The sequence below is a fragment of the Mycobacterium simulans genome (assembly GCF_900232995.1).
GTDB classification, from domain to species: domain Bacteria; phylum Actinomycetota; class Actinomycetes; order Mycobacteriales; family Mycobacteriaceae; genus Mycobacterium; species Mycobacterium simulans.
Genome location: NZ_OCVX01000007.1, coordinates 594,661 through 620,300, shown reverse-complemented (window position 1 = coordinate 620,300; position 25,640 = coordinate 594,661). Strand labels below are relative to the sequence as shown.

At 64.5% G+C, this 25,640-nt stretch carries 22 protein-coding genes and 1 pseudogene; 3 read left to right on the top strand and 20 right to left on the bottom strand.

The features are described from left to right. A pseudogene (locus tag MSIMFI_RS24940) lies at nt 1-387 on the top strand (hypothetical protein); the annotation flags it as partial. A gap of 2 nt (nt 388-389) precedes the next feature. On the opposite strand, the gene der reads toward MSIMFI_RS24940, so the two are convergent. The 7 genes from der to MSIMFI_RS24905 all read right to left on the bottom strand — a co-directional run bounded on the left by der (nt 390) and on the right by MSIMFI_RS24905 (nt 7,154). Further along, complete coding sequence (der, locus tag MSIMFI_RS24935) at nt 390-1,796, bottom strand: ribosome biogenesis GTPase Der (RefSeq protein ID WP_191499841.1); 1,407 nt, start codon at nt 1,794-1,796, stop codon at nt 390-392. After that, nucleotides 1,796-2,479, bottom strand: a complete 684-nt coding sequence (gene cmk, locus MSIMFI_RS24930) for a (d)CMP kinase (RefSeq protein WP_186243077.1) — start codon at nt 2,477-2,479, stop codon at nt 1,796-1,798. Before cmk ends, der begins: the two co-directional genes overlap by 1 nt. After that, a complete protein-coding gene (locus tag MSIMFI_RS24925) occupies nt 2,476-3,219 on the bottom strand; it encodes a pseudouridine synthase (RefSeq protein ID WP_191499592.1) in 744 nt (247 codons plus the stop codon). The genes cmk and MSIMFI_RS24925 overlap by 4 nt, the downstream gene beginning before the upstream one ends. Next, complete coding sequence (gene scpB, locus MSIMFI_RS24920) at nt 3,219-3,908, bottom strand: SMC-Scp complex subunit ScpB (RefSeq protein ID WP_191499591.1); 690 nt, start codon at nt 3,906-3,908, stop codon at nt 3,219-3,221. Before scpB ends, MSIMFI_RS24925 begins: the two co-directional genes overlap by 1 nt. Next, entirely contained in the window at nt 3,905-4,723 is an 819-nt protein-coding gene (locus MSIMFI_RS24915; protein ID WP_224770422.1) for a segregation/condensation protein A, read from the bottom strand. The genes scpB and MSIMFI_RS24915 overlap by 4 nt, the downstream gene beginning before the upstream one ends. Then, a complete protein-coding gene (locus tag MSIMFI_RS24910; RefSeq protein ID WP_186243073.1) occupies nt 4,720-5,583 on the bottom strand; it encodes a ParA family protein in 864 nt (287 codons plus the stop codon). The genes MSIMFI_RS24915 and MSIMFI_RS24910 overlap by 4 nt, the downstream gene beginning before the upstream one ends. Nucleotides 5,584-5,693: 110 nt before the next feature. Then, entirely contained in the window at nt 5,694-7,154 is a 1,461-nt protein-coding gene (locus MSIMFI_RS24905; RefSeq protein WP_191499840.1) for a SulP family inorganic anion transporter, read from the bottom strand. 456 nt (nt 7,155-7,610) lie between these two features. On the opposite strand from MSIMFI_RS24905, the gene MSIMFI_RS24900 reads away from it, so the two are divergent. Then, entirely contained in the window at nt 7,611-9,176 is a 1,566-nt protein-coding gene (locus tag MSIMFI_RS24900) for a DHA2 family efflux MFS transporter permease subunit (RefSeq protein ID WP_191499589.1), read from the top strand. Here the strand turns inward: MSIMFI_RS24900 and MSIMFI_RS24895 are convergent. The 7 genes from MSIMFI_RS24895 to MSIMFI_RS24865 are packed head-to-tail and all read right to left on the bottom strand — an operon-like array spanning nt 9,173 to nt 17,265. Continuing rightward, nucleotides 9,173-10,390: a cytochrome P450 gene (locus MSIMFI_RS24895; RefSeq protein ID WP_191499588.1), complete on the bottom strand. Its 1,218-nt coding sequence runs from the start codon at nt 10,388-10,390 to the stop codon at nt 9,173-9,175. The two genes, MSIMFI_RS24900 and MSIMFI_RS24895, sit on opposite strands and share 4 nt — an antisense overlap. Before the next feature lie 10 nt (nt 10,391-10,400). After that, nucleotides 10,401-11,786, bottom strand: a complete 1,386-nt coding sequence (locus MSIMFI_RS24890; RefSeq protein WP_191499587.1) for a nucleotide pyrophosphatase/phosphodiesterase family protein — start codon at nt 11,784-11,786, stop codon at nt 10,401-10,403. Then, entirely contained in the window at nt 11,783-12,913 is a 1,131-nt protein-coding gene (gene eboE / locus MSIMFI_RS24885) for a metabolite traffic protein EboE (protein WP_191499586.1), read from the bottom strand. Before eboE ends, MSIMFI_RS24890 begins: the two co-directional genes overlap by 4 nt. After that, nucleotides 12,913-13,764, bottom strand: coding sequence for a TatD family hydrolase (locus MSIMFI_RS24880; RefSeq protein ID WP_191499585.1), 852 nt, complete (start codon nt 13,762-13,764; stop codon nt 12,913-12,915). The genes eboE and MSIMFI_RS24880 overlap by 1 nt, the downstream gene beginning before the upstream one ends. Then, a complete protein-coding gene (locus MSIMFI_RS24875) occupies nt 13,761-15,203 on the bottom strand; it encodes a TIM barrel protein (RefSeq protein WP_191499584.1) in 1,443 nt (480 codons plus the stop codon). The genes MSIMFI_RS24880 and MSIMFI_RS24875 overlap by 4 nt, the downstream gene beginning before the upstream one ends. Beyond that, nucleotides 15,203-16,048: an SCO3242 family prenyltransferase gene (locus tag MSIMFI_RS24870; RefSeq protein WP_191499583.1), complete on the bottom strand. Its 846-nt coding sequence runs from the start codon at nt 16,046-16,048 to the stop codon at nt 15,203-15,205. Before MSIMFI_RS24870 ends, MSIMFI_RS24875 begins: the two co-directional genes overlap by 1 nt. After that, the gene (locus MSIMFI_RS24865) at nt 16,045-17,265 is read right to left on the bottom strand and encodes an inositol-3-phosphate synthase (RefSeq protein ID WP_224770421.1); all 1,221 of its coding nucleotides are present in this window, start codon (nt 17,263-17,265) and stop codon (nt 16,045-16,047) included. Before MSIMFI_RS24865 ends, MSIMFI_RS24870 begins: the two co-directional genes overlap by 4 nt. Before the next feature lie 108 nt (nt 17,266-17,373). Here MSIMFI_RS24865 and MSIMFI_RS24860 point away from each other — a divergent pair, with 108 nt between their 5' ends. Next, complete coding sequence (locus tag MSIMFI_RS24860) at nt 17,374-18,132, top strand: O-methyltransferase (protein WP_191499582.1); 759 nt, start codon at nt 17,374-17,376, stop codon at nt 18,130-18,132. A gap of 6 nt (nt 18,133-18,138) precedes the next feature. On the opposite strand, the gene xerD is transcribed toward MSIMFI_RS24860, so the two are convergent. The 6 genes from xerD to recN all read right to left on the bottom strand — a co-directional run bounded on the left by xerD (nt 18,139) and on the right by recN (nt 25,633). Further along, a complete protein-coding gene (xerD, locus tag MSIMFI_RS24855; protein WP_186243063.1) occupies nt 18,139-19,080 on the bottom strand; it encodes a site-specific tyrosine recombinase XerD in 942 nt (313 codons plus the stop codon). Continuing rightward, a complete protein-coding gene (locus MSIMFI_RS24850; RefSeq protein WP_191499581.1) occupies nt 19,077-19,700 on the bottom strand; it encodes an NUDIX domain-containing protein in 624 nt (207 codons plus the stop codon). Before MSIMFI_RS24850 ends, xerD begins: the two co-directional genes overlap by 4 nt. After that, nucleotides 19,693-21,456, bottom strand: a complete 1,764-nt coding sequence (locus MSIMFI_RS24845; RefSeq protein WP_191499580.1) for a CTP synthase — start codon at nt 21,454-21,456, stop codon at nt 19,693-19,695. The genes MSIMFI_RS24850 and MSIMFI_RS24845 overlap by 8 nt, the downstream gene beginning before the upstream one ends. Before the next feature lie 117 nt (nt 21,457-21,573). Continuing rightward, a complete protein-coding gene (locus MSIMFI_RS24840; protein WP_191499579.1) occupies nt 21,574-22,518 on the bottom strand; it encodes a copper transporter in 945 nt (314 codons plus the stop codon). 12 nt (nt 22,519-22,530) lie between these two features. Continuing rightward, complete coding sequence (gene steA / locus MSIMFI_RS24835) at nt 22,531-23,712, bottom strand: putative cytokinetic ring protein SteA (protein WP_191499578.1); 1,182 nt, start codon at nt 23,710-23,712, stop codon at nt 22,531-22,533. 163 nt (nt 23,713-23,875) lie between these two features. Beyond that, on the bottom strand, nt 23,876-25,633 hold the full coding sequence (gene recN / locus MSIMFI_RS24830; RefSeq protein WP_191499577.1) for a DNA repair protein RecN: 1,758 nt from the start codon (nt 25,631-25,633) through the stop codon (nt 23,876-23,878). Nucleotides 25,634-25,640: the final 7 nt, after the last annotated feature.

The window sequence follows — 25,640 nt, the reverse complement described above, 5'->3', positions numbered from 1 at the left end:
CCGGATTGGCAAACTCAGGCCGTGGCGACGGCGATACTCTTTAATGTACTGCGGTCAAGGATGACCGGGTGGGAGTGCTGCAATGTCCTACCTGGTGACGGTCCCGGAAATATTGGCTGCGGCGGCGACCCCTCTGTCCCGAGCGGCGCCGGCGGTAGCGGTGGTAATGGCGGCAACGGCGGGTGGCTCCAGGGCAACGGCGGCTCCGGCGGCGCCGGCGGGTCCGGCTCGGGAGCCGGGAACGGCGGTAACGGCGGCGACGCTCGGTTGAACGGCAACGGCGGAGCCGGCGGCCCCAGCGGTGCCGCGGGAGTTCCCCCAATCGGGGTCGGCGGCGTCGGCGGTGCCGGAGGGCTGTTGTTCGGCAACGACGGCCCAGCCGGCTAACCTCAGCGGCGCTTGTTTCCCCGCTTCTCGCGCACCCGCACGTTGATCCGGATCGGGCTGCCCTCGAACCCGAATGTCTCGCGCAGCCGCCGCTCCAGGAATCTCCGATAGCCCGCCTCGAGAAAACCCGAGGTGAACAGCACGAACGTCGGCGGCCGGGCGGTGGCCTGGGTGGCGAACAGGATGCGCGGCTGCTTTCCGCCGCGCACCGGCGGCGGCGTCGCCGCCACCACCTCCTTGATCCAGGCGTTCAGCGGACCCGTCGCGATCCGGGTGTCCCAAGACGCCAGAGCGCTCTCCATCGCCGGCACCAGCTTCTGCAGTGCTCGACCGGTTTTGGCGGAGACATTGACCCGCTGCGCCCAGCGCACCTGCACGAGTTCCCGGTCGATTTCGCGCTCCAGCAGCTCGCGACGGTCCTCGTCGACCAGGTCCCACTTGTTGTAGGCGAGCACCAGCGCACGCCCAGCCTCGATGACCATCGACAGCACCCGCAGGTCCTGCTCGGTCAGCGGCTGCGACGCATCGATCAGCACGATCACCACCTCGGCGGCATCGATTGCCCCGTGCGTGCGCACCGACGCATAGAACTCGTGCCCGCTGGCCTGTCCGACCTTGCGGCGCAAGCCCGCGGTGTCGACAAATCGCCAGACCTTGCCGCCCAGCTCGATCAGCGAGTCCACCGGGTCGACCGTGGTTCCGGCGACCTCGTGCACCACCGAGCGCTGATCACCGGCCAGCTTGTTCAGTAGCGAACTCTTCCCAACATTGGGTTTGCCGACGAGCGCGACCCGGCGGGGGCCGCCACCGCCCGGCGCCGACTCGCCGACCTCGGGCAGCGCCGCCAGCACCTCATCGAGCAGGTCGGCCACGCCGCGCCCATGCATCGCGCTGATCGGATGTGGCTCACCAAGCCCCAGCGACCATAGCGCCGCCGCGTCGGCTTCGCCCTTTTCGCTGTCAACCTTGTTGGCTGCCAAGAACACCGGCTTACCGGATCGCAACAGGATGCGCGCGGCGGCCTCGTCGGCCGTGGTGGCACCGACGGTCGCATCGACAACCAGGATCACCGCGTCTGCAGTACGCATGGCCACCGACGCTTGCTCGGCGACCAACTGCTGCAGGCCTTTTGCGTCGGGCTCCCAGCCACCGGTGTCCTGCACGACGAATCGACGTCCAGTCCACAGCGCATCATAGGAAACCCGGTCGCGCGTCACGCCGGGGACATCCTGTACCACCGCCTCGCGGCGGCCCAAGATCCGGTTGACCAGCGTCGACTTGCCGACGTTTGGCCTGCCCACGATCGCCACCACCGGCGCCGGTCCGAACTCAGCCAGATCTGCTAGGTCGGAATCGTCGAGCTCCCAATCGCTTTCGTCGGTCCAGGTACCGTCTGCATCGGCGCGGATCACGATGCCGCCTCGTTTCGCTGCGTCACCAACTCCAGTAGGTGGGCAATCACCTCGGCCTCCGTCATGTCGCTGGTGTCGACGACGATCGCATCCGAGGCGGCCCGCAGCGGCGACACCGCGCGCGTGGAATCGAGATGGTCGCGCCGGCGTACATCGGCCAGCACGCCGTCGTAGTCGTCGGCCAAACCGGCCGCGACATTTTGGTCGTTGCGGCGCTTGGCACGGGTCTCGGCCGACGCGGTCAAGAAGATCTTCACGCGCGCCTCGGGCAACACCACGGTCCCGATGTCGCGACCCTCAACGACCACGCTGCCCGGCCCTTCGACCAGAGCGCGTTGCATGTCGACGAGCCGGCGGCGCACGGCAGGAACCGACGACACCGCCGAAACCGCCAGGGTCACATCGTCGCTGCGGATCTCCGCCGAAACATCTTCCCCGGCAAGGTAACAGCTGGTCTCGTCGGGGTCATAGCCCACCGACATCTTTACCGCCGCCGCGACCTCCTCGACCGCTTCGGGATCTTCCGGATCAACACCCGCACGCAGCACGGCCAGCGTCACGATCCGATACATTGCCCCGGTGTCAAGGTACCGTGCGCCCAGTTCACGCGCCAATCCCCTTGACACGGAGGACTTTCCGGTACCGGCCGGACCGTCTACGGCGACCACGATCTCGCTCACAGCCCAACCGCCTTGTACAGTTGCCCGATCTCCTCCAGACGCAACGCGCGGATGCTGCCCGGGCGCTGCTTGCCCAGCGAAACCGAGCCAATTTCGGTGCGCACCAGCGCCTCCACCGGGAAGCCCACGGCCGCCAGCAGGCGGCGTACGATGCGATTGCGTCCCTCGTGGAGCGTCACCCGCACCAACGTCTTACCGGGAATCGCATCCACCACCGCGAAATCGTCAACGCTAGCCAGGCCGTCCTCCAATTCGATTCCCGCCCTAAGCTTCTTGCCCAGCCCGCGCGGCACCGCCCCAGTGACCGTTGCAAGGTAGGTCTTGGGCACCTCATGGGAGGGGTGCATCAAGCGGTGTGCCAGTTCGCCGTCGTTGGTCAGCAGAATCAACCCTTCTGTGTCGGCATCCAGCCTCCCGACGTGGAACAGTTTCTTGCTGCCCCGAACCTTGCGTTCGATCAGATCACCGATGCACGGCCGGCCGCGATCGTCGGACATGGTCGAGTGCATGCCGCGCGGCTTGTTCAGCGCAAAGTACACCTGCGAGTCGTCAACGACCACCCTGGCTCCGTCGACGCGAATCACCGAGATGTTCGGATCAACTCGAGTACCCAACTCCGTCACCAGCTGGCCGTCCACCTCGACTCGGCCATCGACAATCATCTTCTCGGCGGCCCGCCGCGATGCAATCCCCGCCTGGGACAACACCTTTTGCAAACGGATGCCTTCAATCTCGACCATCAATCGCGGTCCACATCGAAGGTCAGGGTCTGGTCAGTTGCCTGGCCACCGTTGAGTTTGATGAAACGTGGCTCAGTGTCCAGGGATTCGCTCAGGTCGTCGATTGTGTCGACATCGGGAAGCAGCGGAGCGATGTCGGGGAGGTCTGCCAAGGAATTCAAGCCCAGACGCTCCAGGAATAGTTCGGTGGTTGCGAATGTCACCGCGCCGGTGTCGGAGTCGGCACCAACCTCGGTGATCAGCCCGCGCGCCAGCAAGGTACGCATGACAGCGTCGACATTGACGCCGCGCACCGCACTCACCCGCGCACGCGTCACTGGCTGACGGTAGGCAACCACAGCCAGGGTTTCCAGCGCAGCCCGCGTGAGCTTGGTGCGCGCGCCGTCCAGCAGCAGCTTCTCGACGTACGGTGCGAACCGGGCGCGGGTGTACAGCCGCCAGCCCTCGCCGGTTTCCCGAAGCTCGATTCCGCTGTCGCGTTCGGCAAGTTCGTCTGCCATCAGGCGCAGCTTCGCGGCCACGCGATAGACCGGCTGCTCGGTGGCGGCAGCCAGCGCCTCGGCGGTCACAGGAGTGTCGACCACCAGCAGCAACGCCTCGAGCACGCGGCCGAGTTCGTCGGGCTCCAACTCCGCGGGCTCGGCGATGTCCGGCAGGCCGCCCACATCGTCATCCGCATGTTCGGTCATGATTGGTCTTGCCCTTCTACCAAGGCTTGGGGAGTCGGCCGTTCCCCGGTCCACGAAACCTGGAGCACGCCAAGGGGCTCTGACTGGTCGAATGCTACCGCCCGCGACCGATACAGTTCGAGCAGCGCCAGGAAACGCCCAACGATCTCGATCGAAGCCTTGCAATCGGCGACCAGCTCAGAAAATGTGGCCCACTGCCCGCTGCCCCGCGCCTCCAGCATCGCCAGCAAGTGTTTGGCCTGCTCAGGAACCGAAACGGTTTCCTCGTGCAGATGTCCAGTGGCCACCGTGGGCACCGGGCGCGGGGTAAACGCGATCGCGGCGATCTCGGCGAACCGGTCGGCGTCGACACCGAGCATCACCTCGGGAAGCAGGCCGGCGAAGCGCTCCTCCAACGACACCGCGCGTGGATAGCTGCGCAACGCGGTGGCTTCCAACTCGGCAAACATGTCCGCGACATGCTTGAACGCCCGGTATTGCAGCAGCCGCGCAAAAAGTAGGTCCCTTACTTCCAGCAGGGCCAAGTCTTCTTCGTCATCGACCTGCCCGGCCGGAAGCAGCCGCGCCGCTTTGAGATCGAGCAAGGTCGCCGCGACCACCAGAAAGGCGGTGGTCTCCTCCAGTTCCAACCGGGAACCGATCGTCTTGGTGTAGGCAATGAAATCATCGGTGACCTGGTGCAACGCCACTTCGGTGACGTCGAGGCGATGCGCGAAGATCAGCTGCAGCAGCAGATCGAACGGCCCCTCAAAGTTAGTCAGCCGGACCTGAAAGCCGTTTTCGGGTGCCGCCTCACCGTTCGCGGTGCCGTTCACACGCCGAATCGGTAGATGAACTCGCGAGCCAGCGCGCGGTAGGCCAGGGCTCCCCCCGACTTGGGGGCCCATGTGGTGATGGGTTCGCCCGCAACGCTGGTTTCCGGGAAACGGACAGTGCGGGTGATCACGGTGTCGAACACTAGGTCACCGAACCGCTCCACGACACGGGCCATGACCTCACGTGAGTTGACGGTCCGCGGGTCGTAGCGGGTAATCAGGATTCCGCTGATGTCCAGCTTCGGGTTAAGCCGGTCACGGACCTTGTCAACGGTGTCGGTGAGCAGTGCCAGACCACGCAGCGAGAAGAACTCGCACTCAGTTGGGATAACAACGCCGTCGGCGCAGGCCAGCCCGTTGACCGTGAGCAGGCCGAGCGAAGGCTGGCAGTCGATAAGCACATAGTCATAGCGGTCCAGCACCGGGTGCAGTGCCCGGGCCACCGTCTGCTCCCGGCCAACCTCGTTGACCAGCTGAATCTCGGCGGCCGATAAGTCGATGTTGCTGGGTACCAGGTCCATGTGCTTGACGCGCGTGTGCAGCAGCACGTCGTCGATCGACACCCGCGGTTCCACCAGCAGGTTGTGGATTGTCTGGTCCAGCTCGTAGTGCGCCACGCCCAGGCCGGCCGACAGGGCGCCCTGCGGGTCCAGATCCACCAGCAGTACCCGCCGGCCGCACTCGGCGAGGGCCGCACCCAGGTTGATCGTCGAAGTGGTTTTCCCAACACCGCCCTTCTGGTTGCACATCGCGACGACCTTGGCCGGGCCGTGCGAGGTGCGCGGGGTGGGATCCGGAATCGACCGCGGCGGCCGGCCGGTCAGGCCGATCTCAATGCCGCCGTCAAGGTGATCGGTCATGCCCGGCCGCGACCGGTGGTGACGGGCGTCAGGGTGGACATCGCAGGAAAGTCTAACGGGTAGCTACGCCTGGGCCGGGAGACCCGCAGGCAAATCGGCCGCCAATAGTGTCAGGCTGATTCGAGGATGGTTCGCAGCTTGTCACGTTGAACGTTGTCGGCGAGCGCGGTGAGTTGGTCCTCGACGTGTGGTGAGATCTGCTTGATGCTTACCTCGACACCATCCTTCTCGGAGTGGTCGATGAAATACAGCAGGGCGCGGGTGCCAGAGGTGTCGAGATAGGTGACGTGCTCTAGGTCCAGCGATACTTCCGTGTGGCCGTTACGCAGCGATTTGAACACGCCGTCGACCGACAGGAACGACAGCGGACCCTCGATGCGGTAGGTGCCGGTGTCGTCTTGGGTGACCGTCGCTTTACGCTGCCGGGATCCGAACGCGTGGACGATCAGCGAGAGGACGATTCCCACTAGCACCCCGACAGTGAGGTCGACCAGGACGGTGACGATCATCGTCGTGAACATGACAATGACGTCGCCCTTGGGTGACACGTGTGCCTTACGCATGGCTTTCCAATCGAACATACCGACGGCGGTGAGTATCAAGATTCCCGACAGCACGGGGAGCGGGATGTGCTCAACCACAGCACCGAGACCCGCAACGAATGCGAACAGAACGACACTGTGGGTGGCCGCCGAAACCGCGGTCCGGCCACCGTTTCTGATGTTCACCACCGATCGGACGGTCGCTCCGGCACTGGCCAGCCCGCCGAACAGCCCGCTGGCGATGTTTCCGAGTCCCTGGCCGATCAGTTCCTTGTTGCTGCGGTGCCGGGTGCCGGTGATGTTGTCCATGACGACGGACGTCAGCAGTGAGTCGATGGATCCCAGAAGCGCGATCGCCAGCGCCGACAACAGCAGCTGCAACACCAGCGAACCACTGACCTCCGGCGCTTCGAAAGAGGGCATCGCCTCGGGGATCGCGCCGATGTACTCGACCGCTCTGTTGATCCAGACCGGCCCAATGCGGACGTCGGCTACCCACGGCTCGACGAGGGGCAACGTCAACGTGACAAGAACGAGAACTATCAGGCTCGGCGGAATCGCTTTGACAAGCCTGCCCGAACCCAGCAGCAGCGCAAGCGTCACCAACACCAGCAGGAAGCTGCGCCGCACCTGATCCAGCTGGGTCATGATGATGATGATCGCGATTCCACCCATGAATCCGGAGACCACGGGAAGCGGAATGTAGCGGATGAGCGAACCCAGCCGGCAGACCCCGAACAGGATCTGAAAGATACCGGCCATGATGAATGCGACGAAGGCGGCTTCGAGTCCGTGGGCGGCGATGGTTGCCGTAGCAACGACCGTAATGGGACCGGTGGGGCCAGTCACCTGGCCGGGTGTCCCACCGAATACAGCCGCGAAGAATCCGGCGAAGATGGCGCCGTAGAGCCCGACAAGCGCGCCCTGAGATGTTCCGGTGGCGGTGATGCCGAACGCGATCGCCAGGGGCAGCGCAACAATCGCGACGGCCACGCCGGACAAGAGCTCTCGTGCGATTCGTTCCAACACCAAGGCAAGCACCTTCCAGCCAAGCGAACCCGAACCCGACCCGCTGCGGGCCGAGTTGCCGACCAGACTTACCGGCACTCCCTGGTGTAAAGATGCCGTAAAGACCCTAGAAAAGGCAACACCTAACGCTGGCGACGTTGCCTGCGCTGCGCAACTGACCAGTGCGCCACCAACTTACAAGACTTGGCGAACCCTCCGGGTCCGCCCAACCCCGTCGTTGTGCGCATGAGGAAATCCCCGAGAAAACCGTCGCGCGGGAGCTCGCTCCTGGAAAACGGCATGGCCACCGTAAATCATTGCAATATCGGCCAATTCGACCAACTTATCGGCCACGGCATAACCGCACGGCAGTAGTGCGACATAATCACCAAGGCCGACTTCGTGCATGGCGGCGCTGGGCGTATGAGATGCTCTCCCGCGGGGCTGAGTGCGTTACAGGCGTAGGAGCTGATAGCCATGGACTACGGCGCTGTCGATCCACAAATACCTCAAGCACCCGATCAACTCGACGCCAGGTTGCTCCGAATCGCCGGCGTGTGTGTGCTGGGCTCGATGATGACAATTGTCGACACGACCGTTGTCACCGTCGCACAGCGCACCTTCGTCTCCGCATTCCAAACCACCCAGGCCGTCGTCGCCTGGACGATGACCGGCTATACGCTCGCCATGGCCACGGTGATCCCCCTGGCGGGTTGGGCAGCAGACCGGTTCGGTACCAAGCGACTCTTCATGGGGTCGCTCGCCGCGTTCACGCTGGGCTCGCTGTTGTGTGCGATGGCGCCAAACATCGGTCTTCTCATTGCATTTCGGGTAATGCAGGGCCTCGCCGGCGGCATGCTGATGCCGCTGGTCCTCACTATCTTGACCCGCGAGGCCGGTCCCAAGCGGATGGGCCGTGTGTTGGCGGTGCTGGGCATCCCGATGCTGCTCGGCCCGATCTTCGGACCCGTCCTGGGTGGCTGGCTCATCGACGCCTACAGCTGGGAGTGGATCTTCTGGATCAACTTGCCGATCGGGCTGATCGCATTCGTCCTAGCGGCAATCGTGTTCCCACAAGATCATTCGGCACCGTCGGAAACCTTCGACTTCCTCGGCATGCTGCTGCTCTCCCCCGGCCTGGCGACGTTCCTGTATGGAGTGTCGGTCGTCCCAGGTCGCGGGACGGTGGCCGATCGCCATGTGTGGATACCGGTGGCGATCGGGTTGGTCTTGATCATCGGGTTCGTCCTTCATGCGCTTCACCGCAGCGATCATCCGCTGATCGATCTGCGGCTGTTCAAGAATCGGGTGGTCACACTGGCCAACGCGGCGGTGTTCCTTTTCGCCGCCTCCTTTTTCGGCGCCGGCCTGCTGTTTCCGAGCTACTTTCAGGAATTGCTGCATCAGACGCCGTTGCAGGCTGGGTTGAGCATGGTCCCCCGGGGAATCGGTGCCATGCTGACCATGCCGGTTGCCGGATCGTTAATGGACAAACGTGGTCCGGGCAAGATTCTGCTGGTCGGCATCACCCTGATCGCCGCGGGCATGGGCATTTTCGCCTATGGGGTGGCCAAGCAAGCCGATTACCTGCCGACGCTGGTCACCGGGCTGACGATCATGGGTCTGGGCATGGGCGCCACGATGATGCCGCTATCCGCGGCGGCCGTGCAAACCCTGGCCCCACATCAGATCGCGCGGGGTTCGACGCTGGTCAACGTCAACCAACAGGTGGCTGCCTCGGTCGGGACCGCGCTGATGTCAGTGATACTGACGAGCCACTTCAACCGCAGCGCAAACGTTTCCGCGGCAGCCCAGATCGAGATGCTGCGCGAAGATGCCGCCCGGCGAGGGCTGCCTGTTGACCCTTCCACAATGCCGCCCCAGGCACTCGACCCAAATTTCCCAGGCAACCTGCTGCACGACCTTTCGCACGCCTACACCGTGGTGTTCGTGGTGGCCGTCGTGCTAGTGGGGTTGACGTACATACCGGTGGCGATTCTGCCGAAGAAGCCGGCCCATCGAGTGTCGACGTCTGCAGCTTAAGCCACTTCGATATCGAATTCGATGGGCAACGTGGCCGGTCCGGTGACCGGCGCAAACGGTTTCCAGGGCGCGGGTCCGGTGCGCCGCGGGTTGCGCATCCGCCGTGTCATGACCGTCAGCGCCTGGGTGAGTTCGGCCCTGGCCAGGTGCGCGCCCAGGCAGTTGTGGATGCCGGCACCGAACGCCAGCGCCGGCACGGGAACTTCACGGGTGATGTCGAGGCGCTCGGGGTCGTCGTACACGTCGGGGTCGCGATTGGCGGCGGCGAAGTTGATCACGACTTGCGTGCCGGCCGGAATGACGACTCCGGCGAGCTCGACATCCTCGACGGCCTGCCTGACCACGAAAATAATGGCCGAGGTGTGCCGCACAAGCTCGGCGACAGCGTTTGGCGCCAGCTCGGGATGTTCGCCCAGTAGTGCCCATTGCTTCGGGTGATCGCAAAGCACCTGCACCGCCGCGGCGAGCTGGTTCCGGGTGGTGTCGGTCCCGGCGATCAGTAGCGCCGACACCAACCTGCACAGCTCGTCATGGGTGAGTTTGTCACCGCTGTCTTCAGCGCGAATTAAGTCGGACATGAAATCGTCGCCAAGGTTGTCGCGCCGCCGCGCGACCATATCGACGATGTACGCATCGAGTTCGTCATAAGCCTTCATAATGACGTCCTGCTTCGCTGCGGCGTTCCAGGTGAACATTTGGAAGATGTCGTCGGCCCAGTCCGAGAAGAGTCGCCAGTCCTGTGCCGGGGCGCCGAGCAAGGCGCCGATGACCGGACTCGGATAACGTCGCGCGATATCGTCGACGACATCGCATCCGCCAATCGTGGTCAGCGGGTCCAACAGTGAGGTGATCACTTCGGTGATCGTCGTCTCCAGCCGCGCCGCGGAGCGTGGACCGAACGCCGGGCCAGCTAGCCGTCGCAACCGGTGGTGTTCGGTCCCGTCCAGACTCATCAGTGTATTGCGGAATCTGTCCCACAAGCGCCCCGATGTAATGCCCTGTGCCGCAAGGAAAAGACCCTTCGCTACACAAAACCGGCTATCGAACAACACGGTGCGCACCAGGTCGTAGCTCAGGATTTCCGGGCCAAGCGAGCCCATCGCGATCGGGCTCTGCTCCCGGGCCCGCCGAATACGCCGGTGCGCCTCCTCCGGGCTTTGGGCGTCCCTATAGGCGAGCTCCGGCAGGCTGGCTTCAAACACGGTTGGACACATGGGATGAACTCTATCCGCGCGAGCCGTGGGCAGTGAGCACCAAGTCACGCACGGCGGTGACTGGCATGGGCACCGACGATTCGGCCAACAAGTTCGGCGACGACGTGATGACGACGGGCGTATCTTCCTTCGAGTCCGGCAGTCGCCCGTGGGTGCCACCAACGGCCGCGCCGTTGAGTGCTATGACCCCCATCGTGTACCGAAGACCCACCGCCTTCTTCACCAGGGCCGCAGCGGCTTTGGCCTTAACCGCACGATCATCGGGATTCATCAGCAATTCCGCGGGGTCATAGCCGGGCTTGCGATGGATATCCACGCACGGCGCGAATTCCGGGGCGCGGTCGTCGTCGAGCCAATAGTAGTAAGTGAACCAGGCGCCCGGTTCGGCGATCGCCACCAGCTCGCCCGACCTGGGGTGATCGATCGCCAACGCCTGCTGCTTGTTTCGATCCAACACGTCGTCGACACCGTCTAGATCCTTGACGAGCGCAGCCACCCGGGCGATGTCGGAGTCGTCGCGCACGTAGATGTGGGCGGCTTGATGATCAGCGACGGCGAAGCCCCGAGATGTCCACGGGTCCAGGTATTCCCGGCCCTGTTGGGTGTAGACGTTGAGGTAGCCTTCGCGCCTGAGCAGGCGGTTGATGTCCACCGGGTTGTGGGCCGGCGCGATCCCGTATTCGGAGACGACGATGGTGGTCATGCCGCGATCAGCCGCTAAGGCCAGCAGCGGGGCCAGGGCGGCATCGACGTCCACCGCGGCGGCAATCGCCAGCGGCGACCGCGGGCCATAGCGCTGAAAGTCGTAGTCCAAGTGCGGGATATACGCGGTAAGCAGTGTGGGCGAATAGCGCTGGATAATCTCGATGGACGCATCCACAAGCCAGCGTGACGACGTGATGTTCGCCGTTGGCCCCCAGTACTGAAACAATGGAAAGGTGCCGATCTTTTCGGTCAGGATGTCATGCAATTCCGGCGGGACGACGTAGCAGTCCGGCGACTTACGCCCATCTTGGTGATAGACCGGCCGCGGCGTGACGATGACGTCGTTGCTCGCGTTCATCGCATACCACCAGCCGACGTTGGCCGACGTGTAGCCGTCGAAGCGGCCGGCGGCCGTTTCCCAGACCTTCTCCCCCGCCACCAGTTTGTTGCTTTGGCGCCACAGCAGCACCTCCCCAAGGTCACGGAAATACCAACCGTTACCGACGATTCCGTGCTGATTGGGCATCAGACCGGTAACCATCGACGATTGCACCGAGCAGGTCACCGCCGGAAACACCGGTGCTAGCGGCGCCAGTGCCCCCTGGGCTGCCAAGGCGGACAGATTCGGCATGTGCCGCAGCAGTGGTTGCGTCAGGCCGACGACATTGACCAGCAGTACAGGTTGAGTCATGCCGGATCCCGAACCCGAACCAGTTCGTCCAACCAACGGATCTCGGCCGCGATGTCGTCGGCCAAACTACCCATGCGCAGCGACGGCGGAAGCACCTCCCACGTGTAGGTTTCGATTTCGACGTCGATGGGCCCCGCCATCGTCCCGTCGCGCAGCATGCCCATCACGCCGCTAAGAATGTGCGACGTGTTGCCCAACGGTGCAGGTGGACTGACGTGCAACGGCACGTGGTAGTGCACCCGGGCGCTGCCCGACCGCGGGGTCGACGCGTCGTCAAAGCAGAGGTCATCTCGAAACCACTGGTTACCGGCCGCGTCGAAACCGTTGACCTGATGCAGGTACGGGGAATGGGCGAAGTCGGCGAAGGCTTCCGCAACACCCTCGGTCGCCAAGTCATCGATCTGAATTGCGTTGGAGGCCTGAATCTTTACCACTTCAATTCCTATCTCGGCCAAACCCAACAAGACGTCGACGGGATCTTCGTACATCACCGCGAGGTGGCAGGTATCCAGGCACACACCCACATATCGCGGGTCCACATCACCGGCCTCGACCGCGCTCCCGAGCCAGCCGATTGCATCGCGACACGATCCGATGACGCAGCCGGGTTCGGGTTCGATGGCAAGTCTGATCCGATGCCCGGTGCCGTCTTCGATGCGCCGCAACTCATCACTCAACGAGGACAGACTGTTGCGAGCTCTCCTATCGGCTACGTCGTCCCATGGGTCGCTCCACCCCAACGGCAGCGTCGAGATACTGCCGTGTTCGGTATCGCCCAGCACATCGCTCAGCACCTCGGCGCAGTCCCTCGTATACCGCAACCGCTTCGGCGTTGTCCAATCTGGTTGATAAACCGCATGTTTAACCGAACCGCCGTGGAAATCCCCATAGGGAAAGGCGTTCAGGGTCGTCACCGCGAGTCCACTATCGGAAAGAATCGCGGCCAGCCGGCGGCGCGCTCGACGATCGCCCGCCAGCCGGGCCATGGTGCGGGCCGGCAACCACAGTCCGACACCAAGTTGCTCTACTCCGGCGCGCTCCCGCGCCGGCGCGAATACCGACAGCAATTGGCGTTCCAACACCAGCAGCGTGTCAGCGGCAACGACGTTGCTGCAATAGGACAGCATCACCGTTTCTCCCCGCGGTGAATCGTGTTGCCGGCAAACGCGGATTCTTGCTCCGCAGTCAATAGCTGCAGTTGCCCGCTCTGACCGTAAAACTCGACGGGATTGCGCCATAGCACCTGGTCGACGTCGTCTTCGGTGAGGGAGGCCGCCAGCATCGCCTCCGCCGTCTTGGCTGTCTTGAGCGGATCTGATCGGCCCCAGTCAGCCGCGGAGTTGACGATGATCCGTTCCAGGCCGTAGCGCTGCATCAAGGCGACCATACGGTCTTCGTCCATCTTTGTGTCGGGATAGATCGAAAAGCCCATCCAGCAACCACTGTCGCGTGCGGGCTCGATCGTCACCTCGTTCAGGTGGTCAAGCAAAACCAACCTGGGATCGATGCCGACCCGTTTCACCACTTCGATGCTGGCCAGGGTTCCGCCAAGCTTGTCACGATGGGGCGTATGAACGAGCGCGGGCAGGCCTCGCTCGGCCGCCATTTCCAATTGCGTTTCGAACACCGCGGTTTCGTCCGCGGTCATGGAGTCGTAGCCAATCTCACCGACGGCCACGACGCCGGTTTTCGACAGGTAGCGCGGTATGTGCTCAAGGATGGGCCGGCAGCGGCTATCGTTGGCTTCCTTGGGATTCAGGGCGATCGTGCAATTGTGGGCGATGCCGAACTGCGAGGCGCGATATCGCTCCCACCCGATGAGGCTGTCGAAATAGTCGATGAACGATGCGGCGTCGGTGCGCGGTTGGCCTAACCAGAAGGCCGGTTCGACGATCGCGCGCACACCCGCTGCGTACATCGCTTCGTAGTCATCGGTGGTGCGAGATGTCATGTGAATGTGGGGGTCGAAGATCCTCACTTGGCAACCTCCGTCCCGGACACCGTCACTGCAGATCTTTCTGATGCGGTCAGGCGTTGCAGCATCTTGACGTCATCGGATATCGAACGACCGGCCGCGCATCGTTCGCTGACGTAATCGTTGGCCATGCGCCCCAATTCGGCGTCGACGCGGTTGGTTAAGCCGTACACCGCGCGCAGCGGCACCTCCATGAACACCAGCTTCATCACTCCGTGGCGCCACGCGTGCTGGGCCAGGAATCGGCCACCAAACCCGCCGAGCGCCGCAGCAACCAACCGAGGATCGTTGCACCGCAACGCATCCTCGACCAGCGCCACGCCGGTGGCGCATGCAATGGGCCCCAGTCCCCCGTCCAGCGCCGCAATCTCCAGTCCGCGCAACACGGCCAGGCGCTCGTCGCTGTCGCCCCAGCGGTAGAGCTTTTCGATGAGCGGACCGGCAGTCGCATCGCTGGTCGCCGCCACCACGGTGGTGAAGAGCTTCTCCCGAGCAAGCAGGGTGGCGGCGCTGGATCCGGCCACCCCCCTGGTCGCCCCGGGGAACAGCTCCACCATCTTGTCGGGAGAGCGCCTAATCTCGGCTGCGGCGGTATCGATCCAAGATCTGGCCGCCGCAGGTAACCTGGCCAGATTTATTGCCCACATGCTTCTGCGCAATACATTCGGTGCGTCGTGCGAGTGGCGCGGCAGCTCAACGGACGCAACACCATCGAAACCGCTGTCGCGCAACGCATCCATTACCCCGCCCAAATCGAGGTCGCCGTCACCGAACTCGAGGTGTTCATGCTTGAGCGGCGTCATGTCGTCGAGATGCACATTGACCAGCAGATCGCCCAGCTCGACGATCGCTCTGGCCGCGCCGGTCGGCTCCGTCATCACACAGTGACCGACGTCCAAGGTGATACCAAGCCGCGGAGGGTCACCGAGCGCCTGGCATAGCTCGCGCGCTTGTTGCACCGTCTCGATGAACATGCCGGGTTCGGGCTCGAATGCCAGGGTGACCGCCTTGCGGTCCGCGTAGTCAACGACTCGGGCAAGCCTGCTCAGCAGCAGGTCGCGGGTGCTGTCGGGGTCGCTGTGACTGACGGAGTAGCCCGACCACAGCGACACGCAGGTGGCGCCGAGTTCATCGGCGATATCGATTGCCCGCCGCAGGAATTCGACGCGAGGTTCGCCGGCAATGTCCACCAGTGACGGTTTGTGTTTGTTGCGCGGATCCAGCAGGTAGCGGGCTCCGGTTTCGATGGCCACCTTCAAGCCGTTGGTGTCCAGCAATGCCCGAAGCGCACCCAGCTGAGAACCCAGGTCGGCATCAAATGGCCGAACGTGTGGATGGCCGATCGTTAACGCGACCGCGGTATAGCCCTCGCCGGCGATCAGGGCGAGCGCATCAGCGAGCGGATGGTCGGCCAAGCTATTGGTGTTGTAGCCAACATGCATCACGTCACCTCGGTGGGTTTTGGCGCAGATACCTTGAGCCGCAATCCGATTGCGAGCCCGGATAGGGCAAGCATGGTCCGTGGCGCACGCGCGGCCAACATCGCCTGCACCGCGATCATTGATGCGATGCCATTACGGACCGCGCCGCGGATCACCTCCGCTGTGGGGTGCTGCCACGCCCTGAACAGGCCGGGCCCAAAAGACCACAGGTACACCGCCCCCGCCGGCGCCGCGCGGTACCCTGCGGTGCTCACCATCGCCGACGTGGCGACCGCCCCGGCCATACCCCCGACAATGGCGGGCACGCTGCGGTCCGAACCCGTCACCTCGCTCCGGGACAACACGGTGATGGCGGCGGTGTGCAAGCCGATGACCGACGCCGGAACCAGCGCGGAGCGATAACTCGGACTGGCGCCAAGCATGACGTCGAGGAACCGGCAGCCCGACATGACCAGCGGTCCGGCGGTGGTGTCCTTGGCGACGAGGTCATAAGCCGCGACGCACAACGTGATCCGACCAGCGGCGACCAAGCCGTGACGCCCGCCAACCGCGGGTGCCGTCGCGACACCCGCTACCGCCAGCGCCGCAGCGCGCGACAGCGCCGAGCCCGGCGCCACCTGACCGGAAGGAATGGGCCGCTCGGGGCGTTCGATCGCGTCGCGCTCACGATCCGCCCAGTCATTGAGCACCATGCCGCTCCAATACAACAGGGCCGAGGCCAGCGGCAGCGCAAGACGACGTCCTACCAGCGGGCGTCTCGACCAGATGGCGCCTACTGCAGTGTCACCCAAAACTGTGAGCGCAGCAGGCGCCCTCATCAAGTCGAGGTACGCCTTGGCCTTCACCGGTCAGCCGAAAACGACGTGCTCCACTGCAGCAGCGCTTCGTATTGTGCTGCAAGTGAATGCGTTTCAGAACCCCAAGGTTCCTTGAAGAAGAAACCCAGCTGCGGCACAACGCCACGCGCTCCGTGTATCCGGCCCATCGCCAACAGGCGCGCTACATCGAGAACCAGCGGCGCGGCCAACGCAGAATCGGGTGCGGACCAGATTGTTTGCAGGGTGATCTGGCCGCCGAGAAATCCGGTTGCGTGGATGTAATCCCACGCAACCTTCGTCTCGCCAAGATCAGGGACGTAGTCGATATGCAGCGGAGCGGTCACGGCGCCACCCAGCATCTGCTGAATGCCCCGTTGCTTACTGGCGAGCTTGGACGCGGCGGCGACCGGATCGGCCAGCGTGGCGCCATCTCCACCGCCCAGCAGGTTCGTCCCGGACCAGGAGTGGACCGTCATCGCGCGACTGGCGAACATCGGCGCCAACACGGTTCGCAGCAACGTTTGACCGGTCTTGGCGTCCTGGCCCGCGTAAAGAATGCCCGCGTCCTCGGCAAGGCTGTGCAGCGCGGGCAGGCCCAGGCTCGGCGAGGGGGTAAAGCAGGAGTACGCGGCACCGTTGCGGATGGCAGCAATGGCGGTCAGGCCGCTGGCCGGCAGCACAATGCGGTTGGTCTCAGCCAGCGACCGCATCAGCAGCTCAAGGTCCTGGTATTCCGGCAGGTCCACCACCGGTGGTTGGGTGGATGCCACATCGATGACGACAAACACGTCAAGTGAGTTCCGCGAAACGAAGGACGCCATTGCATCGCTGAGCCGGTCGACTAGCTCGGCTTGGGTTCTGGCACCGGCGCTGGCCGGTTCCGCCGTCGCCATGCATGACGGTCCGACGATCTCGTCATCGGTGGCCGCAAGTCGATCAGACACCGCCGCGACCACCCGTGGCGGCAGGAGGCCCGCCTCCACCAACGTCTCCGCACGCTTGACCAAAGCAGTGGTCGAAAGGTCACGCCCAGCCACCACGAAGTCAGAAAATGCCGGCAGTGGCGCGTCGGCGAAGTCGTTAGTCGCCGTCACGCATCCGGTGTCGGGGATCACGCCCGCGCTAAGTGCGTACAGTCCCACGATCGAGGTCGTTGCCACCGATCCTCGGGCGCCGGTAAGCCAGAGACCGCAGCGCTTCACAGCATGGGTGCCGTCCTGGTCCATCGCGAGGTCCTTTTGCAAACGCCGCGAGTGTATGGCGCGGTCGAAATAGCTTTTCTAAGCAAGTGATGGTACCTGCGGTCCGCCGATTCCGGGGCCCAATGAAAGCTGTGCGTAAGCTGGAAGTCGGTGAGTCTCAAAGCACACATTGCCCCATTGCGATGGTCCGTCTGGCGCCTGGCCACAGGCGCCCGCAACATCACCAAGACGGGCCAGATCGGTGACGGACGCGAAGCAGCGGCCGTGGCCTACGTACTCGAGAACGCCCGGGCCGGCGACATCGACGATGTGCTGGCCACCATTGACAAGTTCTCGTACGAAAAGTCGCTGCTAATCAACATCGGCGACGAAAAGGGTCTGCTGCTCGACGCCGCAGTGCGGCGGGCCGACCCGGCACTGGCATTGGAATTGGGCACCTACTGCGGCTACGGCGCGCTGCGGATCGCCCGAGCCGCTCCGACCGCGAAGGTGTACTCCGTGGAACTCGCCGAGGCCAACGCCGTGAACGCCCGCCGGATCTGGGCCCATGCCGGCGTTGCCGATCGGGTGACGTGTGTGGTGGGCACCATCGGCGACGGCGGACGCACCCTGGACGCGCTGGCCACCGAACACGGATTCAGCACTGGCACTTTAGATTTCGTATTTATCGACCACGATAAGAAGCTCTACCTGGCCGACCTGCAGCGCATTATGAAGCGGGGCTGGCTACATCCGGGCTCGATCGTGGTTGCCGACAACGTCAAGCTGCCGGGAGCGCCGATCTACCGCGCATACATGCGCCGACAGCAAGGCGCGTTATGGAACACCATCGAGCACAAGACACACCTGGAATACCAGACACTGGCGCCCGACCTCGTGCTGGAGTCCGAGTATTTGGGCCCAGGCTAGCCCAGGCTAAGTGGCCCGGGGATGGGCTCCGGCCCACACTTCCCGCAGCGCGTGGACGGTGACGAGGGTATAGATCTGGGTGGTGGTCACCGAGGCGTGACCCAACAGTTCCTGCACAACCCGGACATCGGCGCCGCCTTCGAGCAGGTGGGTGGCGAAGGAATGCCGGAGCATGTGCGGCGACACACCCGAGGTGACGCCAGCGGACTCGGCAGCATCCTGTAACACCTGCCAGGCGCTTTGCCGCGACAGCCGGCCACCGCGTGCATTGAGAAAGATAGCCGGGGTGCCGCGACCTCGTCGGGCCAGATCGGGGCGTCCCCGAACCAGATAGGCGTCCAGCGCCTGCACAGCCGGGCGTCCCACCGGCACCAACCGCTGCTTACCGCCCTTGCCATGTAGCAGCGCCGACCTGTCGTGGGTGTCGATGTCATCGACGTCAAGGCCGACGGCCTCGGAGATCCGCGCCCCGGTCGAATACAACAGTTCCAAAAGCGCCCGGTTGCGTAGCGTCAACGGGCCATCGGCCGGGTTGTCGCCGCCCGCGCCCTCGAGCAGTGCGAGGACCTCGTCGATCGTCAAGCTCTTGGGCAATCGCCGGCCCGGCGTTGGCGGGCGGACCGCCCGTGCCACGTCCAGTTCGGCCAGCCCCTCGGCGGCGGCGAACCGATGCAGCCCGCGCACCGCGATCAAGGCCCGCGCCGCGGACACCGCGGACAGCGCCACGGCCCCGGACTCGGGATCGCCCCGACGCAAGGCCACCAGGAACTCGCTGACGTCGTCCTCGCCGACCTTGGCCAGATCGTTTATCCCCCGGTCGGACAGATGCTTGGAATAGCGACGCAGATCGCGCGTGTAGGAGCTCAATGTGTTTGCGGCAACACCGCGCTCGATCGTCAGATGGTCAAGGTAGCCCTGCAGCTGCGTTTCCAGCGCCAGCGTCGTCATTGCGAGGCCTTGCGCTTTGTGAATGCCGTCGGCCTGTCGATCCACGGGCTATCCACCGGGCGCGGCCGAGCCGACCCCGCGGTCACGGCGTGAGCGGCCAAAATACCCGCTACCGCAATGGCATTGACGATGTCGCCGCTGAGCACCTTGCGGACGGCCTCGGCCAGTGGACACCACTCCAGTGTCATGTCGGCTTCTTCGTGATGCGCCTCGGGCCGCTGCACTTCGCTAAGCCCGGTAGCCAGATAGACCCGCACCGATTCGTCGCTGAAGCCCGGCGTGGAGTCCAGATCGACGAGCACCTGCCAATTCGCGGCCTGCAGGCCGGCCTCCTCCTGCAGCTCCCGCGCGGCGGTGAGATGCGCCGGCTCCCCCGCGGCATCGAGCAGCCCGGCGGGCAGCTCCCACAGCCGCCGACCGAACGCGTGGCGGTACTGGTAGACCATCGGGATGTTGCCGTCGTCGTCCAACGCCACGATGGCGACCGCGCCGAAGTGCTCGACAACTTCTCGCACCGCAGTGGTATCGTGCGGCATCCGCACGACGTCGCGGCGCAGCGCGAAAATCGCTCCCGTATGCAGGGTTTCGGACGATACCGTCTCGAAAACGTGTTCAGCCACGAGTTGCGGGTTCAACTAGCGGCTTACCTACGCTCTCGCGATGCTCGTTACCGTTGGGCGCGTGCTGCTCGGGGATCTCGGGGATCTCGACGGGCAGCAGCTCGCCTGCTTTGTATTCGATGGCCGCGCCGACGAATGCTACGAACAGCGGATGCGGCCGGGTGGGCCGGCTTTTCAACTCCGGGTGGGCCTGAGTGCCGACGACGAACGGATGTCGATCGGGTGGATATTCAACGAATTCCACCAGGTGTCCGTCGGGCGAGGTTCCGGAGAACCGAAGGCCGCTTTCGGCGATCTTGTCCCGATAGGCGTTGTTGACCTCGTAGCGGTGCCGATGCCGCTCGGACACCTGCGTCTGCTGATAGGCCTTGGCCACAACCGAATCCGGCTGCAGAACCGCGGGATAGGCACCCAGCCGCATGGTTCCGCCGAGATCGGCCTCGCCAGCCACGATCTGTTCTTGATCCGCCATCGTAGAGATAACCGGGTCCGGTGTGTCCGGTTCGAATTCGGCCGAATTGGCCTCGGTGAGTCCGACCGAGCGGGCGGCCTCGATCACGATGCATTGCAGGCCGAGGCAAAGCCCCAACACCGGCAAGCCGCGCGCCCGCGCGTGGGAAATGGCACCGATCTTGCCCTCAATGCCCCGGATACCGAACCCTCCGGGAATCAGTACCCCATGCACATCGGCCAATGCCGCGGTGGCGCCGGTGGCGGTCTCGCAGTCGTCGGAAGCCACCCAATGGATTTCGACCTTTGCGCGGTGCTTGAAGCCGCCGGCACGCAGCGCTTCGCTCACCGACAGGTAGGCGTCGGACAGTTCAACATACTTTCCTACCAAAGCAATTCGCACCACATCGTGCGGTTCGTGAACCCTGCGCAGCAGGTCGTCCCACTCGGTCCAGTCGACATCGCGGAACGGCAGGTTGAGCCGGCGCACCACGAACGCGTCGAGTTCCTCGCGGTGCAACACTTTCGGGATGTCGTAGATCGACGGCGCGTCCGGGGTGGAGATGACGCCGTCGATATCGACGTCGCACATCAGGGCGATCTTGTTCTTCAGCGCTTCGGGGACGTCACGGTCGCAGCGCAGGATCAGCGCGTCCGGAGTGATACCGATGCTCCGCAGCGCCGCTACGGAGTGCTGCGTCGGCTTGGTCTTGAGTTCGCCCGACGGCGCCAGGTAGGGCACCAGCGACACGTGCAGAAAAAAGACGTTCTCCCGACCCAGGTCATGGCGGACCTGGCGCGCTGCCTCCAGAAATGGTTGGGATTCGATGTCGCCGACGGTGCCGCCGATTTCGGTGATCACCACGTCCGGACGCTGGCCGTCTGGGTTCGGTTGGGCCATCGCCAGGATGCGCCGCTTGATCTCGTCGGTGATATGCGGGATCACCTGGACCGTGTCACCGAGGTATTCGCCGCGACGTTCTTTAGCGATGACCGTCGAATACACTTGCCCGGTAGTCACATTCGCCGAGCCGGACAGGTCGCGATCGAGGAACCGCTCGTAATGGCCGACGTCGAGGTCGGTCTCGGCCCCGTCTTCGGTGACGAAGACTTCGCCGTGCTGAAACGGGTTCATGGTGCCCGGGTCGACGTTGAGGTACGGGTCGAGCTTCTGCATTGTCACGTGCAACCCGCGTGCGGTAAGGAGCTGCCCAAGGCTGCTTGCGGTCAGGCCCTTGCCGAGGGAGGAAGCGACGCCGCCGCTGACGAAGAGGTGCTTGGTGTCGGTTTGCGGGTGCTTACGCAACTGGGCAACCTCCGTGAAGACGGGCAGGGCTTGACGTGTCGAGCCGTTCGAGCTGGGCCTGCCGACCCACGGAAACCCACCCTAACATCCACGACGCCTCGCCGTGGGGAACACGCCCTACTGGGGCACAGTGACCGAACTGGCCCCATGACCGGTGCCGTAGTGCCCGGTGCGCGCGCCGGTGATCAGGTCATGCAAGCCCAGGATCGCGGTGATCCGCCCGGGTTCGGCGTCCACGTCATCCACAGTGCTGATCGCGGCGGCCATACCGGAGTCGGCGCGAGCGACGGCGACGGCGGCGCTACCGGTCGCCGAACCGTCCCGGCCGGCGAGCAGCGTGCCCGAGCCGTGCGGTGCCAGGGCCGCGGCGAACCGCGCGACACTAACGCCCTGGTTGCCGGCATCGGCAGGAAGTGCACCACCGGTGATCACGATGGCGGTGTTGGCCGCCGCAATGTGGTCGCTGGGTTGGTAGGTGATGAAGCCGGTTTCACGCAGCGCCGCGAGCACGGTGTCGCGCTGCAGGTCATCAACGGTGGGCGCATCGGGCTTGGTGTTGATGAGCAACGCGATGCCAAGCAGGTCACCCGCCTGCGAACCCTGGTCGACGAGCTTGGTGCTCAACTGAGTACCGGCCGGCAGGATGGACGAGTTAACCACTGACCGCAGTTTCTCCGCGGAGTTGGCTTCGACGAATTCATGGGTCAGTGACACGGTTCCGGTTACCGAGCCGCCCGCTTGGCCCGCGATTTTCGACAGCGCGGCGACATCATCGTCTTTGGCATCCGGGGTTCGGAAGATGACTACCGTCTTACCAGCCAGGGCGTCATGCACGATCCGGCCCAGCATCTGGATGTCGAAATTGTTTGCCGCGCTGAGCTTCTCGTTGAGCGCGTTGCGCTGGTCGTTAAGCCCGCTGATCTGCTCTGCCAGATCCCGTTTCTCGTTACGCAAGCTGGACAGCAGGGTGTCCGAGAAGAAACCGGAACCCAGCACCACTCCGATTGCCAGCGCCAGAAAGACGGCGGCCAGCGAGATCGCGTGTTGGCGTAACGAGATCATGAAGCCACCGCCCTAACTCACCAAATTCTGTACCCAGAGCGTGAAACGGTTCCAGTAGTCGATGATCCAGTGCAGCACCACGCCGTCGGTGCGGGAAACCCACAGCGCGACAATGATGGCGATCAGCATGGTCAGCGCCAACAGCGCAATGGCGCCGCCCGAGATGTGGTTGCGGTACAGGGTGGCAACCGCCTTGGCGTCCACCAGCTTCTCCCCGACCCGCAGCCTGGTGAGGAAGGTCGACGGGTTGCTCTGCGAACGCGTCCGGTCGAAGAATGTCTCGATGTTGGCGGTGTGGCCGGCCGTGACGAGCAGCGCCGCGCCGTGATGATCGGCCAGCAGCAGCGCCAGATCCGTCGCCGAGCCGGCGGCGGGAAACGTCATCGCTCCGACCCCGAGATCCTGGATCCGTTCCAGGCCGGGGGCGTGGCCGTCGGCGTCGGCAGGCAACACCACCTGCGCACCGCTTTTGAGGACTTCGGTGCTGATCTGCTCGGGATCACCGACGATCAATTGCGGACGGTAACCCGCCTTGCGTAAGACATCCGCGCCGGCGCCGACACCGACGAGCACCGGCTGGTACTCCTTGATGAAGGGTTTGAGGGATTTCAGGTCATCGGCCGCGCTGGGTTCTTCGGCGACGATCACCACGTGGCGGCGACGCATGTCGACGTCGATATCTGGAATGCCGATTCCGTCGATCAGCAGCGGACTTTCGCTGCGGATGAACTCAATTGTGTTGCCGGCGAATGCCTCTAAATGGGCCGCCAGTCCGCTCTTGGCCTCCCGCATCAGATCGGCGATGTCGTGGTCGGTGCGCTCGGTACCGCGGACAAGGCGGCGGTCGCCGGCGTACACCCCACCTTCGTGCAGGCGAATCTTGGCGCCGTCCTTGACCTTTTTGAAGATCTCGGGTCCCGTCTCGTCGATCAGGGTGACTCCGTTGTTGACCAACACCTCGGGACCGAGATTGGGGTACCGACCCGAAACCGACGGCGATGCGTTGACGACGGCCGCGATGTCGGCTTCCACTAGTGCGTCAGCGGTGATGCGGTCCAGATCCAGGATGTCGAGGACCACGATGTCGCCGGGACAAACCCGGCGCAGCAGGCGGTCAATGTTCTTGTCGACTCGCGCGGTGCCGATCAGGCCTGGACGGGGGGTGTTACGGGACAGAAGCGCTGACATCTTCATGGGGCGATTCTGTCGGTGAAGCTGGATTAGGGCGAGGAGGCGCGCCGTAACATTAGCCCCATAAGTTATAAGATGTCACATCTGTAACGGTTCGATGTCGCACGAACGTGCGCAGTTGTACAAGTTCTGCGGCGTGTCGCCGTACAAACACGCACGCTCGCGCTCAGATCTGGTCGCTTTGGGCGGCGTCGAGGAGTTCGCGGGCGTGGGCGCGGCCGCTGTCGGACTCACCTAGCCCGGCCAGCATCCTGGCGAGCTCGGCGACCCGATCGTCGCTGCTCAGTCGGCGCACCCCGCTGGCACCGTTTTTTCCGGTGCTGTGCACCATGAGATGCACATCGGCGTACGCGGCGACCTGTGGCAAATGTGTGACGACGATGACCTGGTGTGTGCGGGCCAGCCGCGCAAGCCGACGCCCGATCTGTACCGCGGCCCAGCCGCCGACGCCGGCGTCGACCTCGTCAAACACCATCGTGGTGCCCTCCGAAATCTTGCGCGAGGTGGCCAGCACCACCTCCAGCGCCAGCATCACCCGCGACAGCTCGCCTCCGGACGCGCTCTTGGCCAACGGGAGCACCGTCATCCCGCGGTGAGCCGTGAAGCCGAACTCAACATCGTCGATGCCGTCGGCACCGGCACGGGCGAGCTCGCCCGAAGGCAAGATCAGCGCCACCGGATCCTCTTGGTCGGCCGGATCGGTGGTCACACCGATGGTGAACTCAGCGTCGGCCATCGCCAGCGCGGCCAGCTCCGCGGTGACCTCTTGGGCCAGCCGCTTGGCTGCCTTGCGCCGAATCTTGCTGAGATCGATTGCAGCTTGGGCTAATTCACGTGCCAGTTCGCTGACACGGCGTTCCAGCGCCGCCAAACCCTCCTCGGAGACGTCGAGTTGGGCCAGCCGCTCGCGGGATTCCTGAGCCCATCGCAGCACCCCGTTAATGTCTGCGGCGTACTTGCGAGTCAGCGTGCGCAACTGGGCCTGGCGAGCCAGTTTGGCATCCAGCGCGCTGGCATCCGCCGGTAGCTCGTCGACGTAGTCGCCGAGTTCGCCGATGGCGTCGACGACGACGGTCAGTGCCTCGCCAATTTGGGCGCCCAACGCCCGCAGCGCGGCATCATCGGTCGATTCCAGCGCGGCCTTCGCCCGCCCCAGGCCGTCGGCCGCGCTGGGAGCTAACCCGTCTTCGGACGCGCCGGACAACGCCTCACGCGCAACGAGCGCAGCTTCTCGCAGCGTGTCCAGCTCCGAGAGCCGAACGATGTCGGCGACCAGTTGTTCGTCCTCCCCCGGTCGCGGGTCGACGGCGTCGATTTCCTTGAGCGCGAATTGCAGGCGATCGGCCTCCTGGGCGAGCTCGCGGGCCCGGTTACGGCGGTCGACGAGGTCGCGCCGGGCCGAGAGCCACGCGTCGCGCAGCTTGCGGTAGCGCTCACCCGCCGGGCCGGCCGCCGCGAAGCGGTCCACCGCACCGCGCTGCTCCTCGGGGCGCATCAACCGCAGTTGATCGTTCTGCCCGTGCAACGTCAGCAGCTCGTTGGTGAAACCACTCAGCGACTTGGCCGGGACACTGCGACCGCCGAGGAAGGCACGCGACGGCCCGTCGCGGCTGACCGAACGCAACGCGATCACGCTGTCGTCCTCGTCGCGCGCTGCCCCACAAGCGTCCAGGATCTTGTCCAGCTGGGCCGCCACGCCGCCGTCGAGATCGGTTGTGGTGAAACGACCTTCGACAACGGCGCGATCAGCCCCGGACCGCACCCGGGTCGCGTCGGCGCGGGCACCCCCGAGCAGGTGCAGGCCGGTCACGACCATGGTCTTGCCGGTACCGGTCTCGCCGGTCAATACGGTCAGGCCGCGATCGAACTCGGCCGTCGCGACGCTGATGGCGCCCAGCGACTCGATGCGAATTTCGGTCAGCATTCAGTGC

Excerpts from the sequence above, each read along its gene's own strand:
- scpB (WP_191499591.1), bottom strand. The coding sequence starts at position 3,908 with ATGACCGAACATGCGGATGACGATGTGGGCGGCCTGCCGGACATCGCC.
- MSIMFI_RS24890 (WP_191499587.1), bottom strand. The coding sequence starts at position 11,786 with ATGACTCAACCTGTACTGCTGGTCAATGTCGTCGGCCTGACGCAACCA.
- MSIMFI_RS24910 (WP_186243073.1), bottom strand. The coding sequence starts at position 5,583 with ATGACCGATCACCTTGACGGCGGCATTGAGATCGGCCTGACCGGCCGG.
- recN (WP_191499577.1), bottom strand. The coding sequence starts at position 25,633 with ATGCTGACCGAAATTCGCATCGAGTCGCTGGGCGCCATCAGCGTCGCG.
- MSIMFI_RS24900 (WP_191499589.1), top strand. The coding sequence starts at position 7,611 with ATGGACTACGGCGCTGTCGATCCACAAATACCTCAAGCACCCGATCAA.
- MSIMFI_RS24875 (WP_191499584.1), bottom strand. The coding sequence starts at position 15,203 with ATGCATGTTGGCTACAACACCAATAGCTTGGCCGACCATCCGCTCGCT.
- eboE (WP_191499586.1), bottom strand. The coding sequence starts at position 12,913 with ATGCTGTCCTATTGCAGCAACGTCGTTGCCGCTGACACGCTGCTGGTG.
- MSIMFI_RS24840 (WP_191499579.1), bottom strand. The coding sequence starts at position 22,518 with ATGATCTCGTTACGCCAACACGCGATCTCGCTGGCCGCCGTCTTTCTG.
- xerD (WP_186243063.1), bottom strand. The coding sequence starts at position 19,080 with ATGACGACGCTGGCGCTGGAAACGCAGCTGCAGGGCTACCTTGACCAT.
- MSIMFI_RS24895 (WP_191499588.1), bottom strand. The coding sequence starts at position 10,390 with ATGTGTCCAACCGTGTTTGAAGCCAGCCTGCCGGAGCTCGCCTATAGG.
- steA (WP_191499578.1), bottom strand. The coding sequence starts at position 23,712 with ATGAAGATGTCAGCGCTTCTGTCCCGTAACACCCCCCGTCCAGGCCTG.
- MSIMFI_RS24925 (WP_191499592.1), bottom strand. The coding sequence starts at position 3,219 with ATGGTCGAGATTGAAGGCATCCGTTTGCAAAAGGTGTTGTCCCAGGCG.